Genomic DNA, 559 nt, shown 5'->3' on the forward strand with positions numbered 1-559 from the left:
CAACAAAATGCATATACCCATCGAAATTAACGAGAGTAATCCCAGGGACACCGACTTCTTTAATTTTCTCCATTCCTACTTGAAAGCCGTCAGAACGTAACCCTAGGGAATCCAAGTAAAGCTTCATTTCCAACAAAGAAAAACCTTTCTCTTTGATTTTTTCTTTATCACCTTTTTCAAACATGCTTTTGAAGATATCTTGTTCAGATGACTCTGTTGCATAATGAAAAGTGAGAAGAGAAGCCAGGGCGGCAGAGCCACAGCTGAAGTCATACTGTTGGCGAAAAACATCACCGAACACTATTTCTTTGTAGCTTTTAACAGGAACAGAGTAATGTGCTCGGTAAGGTAGCAGTTCTAATGAAATGGCTGATGCTGAATAAACGAGCATCAGCCAAATTAAGTTATTTAATACTTTCATATTGTTTACTTGAGTGTCAGGTTAACGACGGTAGAGTTCTGGATTAAAACGTTGTTTCCGCTGTTCTGAATTACGTTGGATATACCCGAACTGTCTGCGAACGCTCCACTTGATAGTATATTGTTACCACTCACGGTG

Annotated in this window: 1 protein-coding gene and 1 pseudogene; both read right to left on the bottom strand. The window is 39.4% G+C overall.

Annotated elements, in window-relative coordinates; translation table 11 throughout:
• On the bottom strand, positions 1-421 hold a 421-nt coding region (locus R7P74_RS28370), incomplete at its 3' end, for a C39 family peptidase (RefSeq protein WP_318124024.1).
• A gap of 5 nt (positions 422-426) precedes the next feature.
• A pseudogene (locus R7P74_RS28375) lies at positions 427-559 on the bottom strand (carbon storage regulator); the annotation flags it as partial.

This window comes from Vibrio sp. 2033, assembly GCF_033339735.1.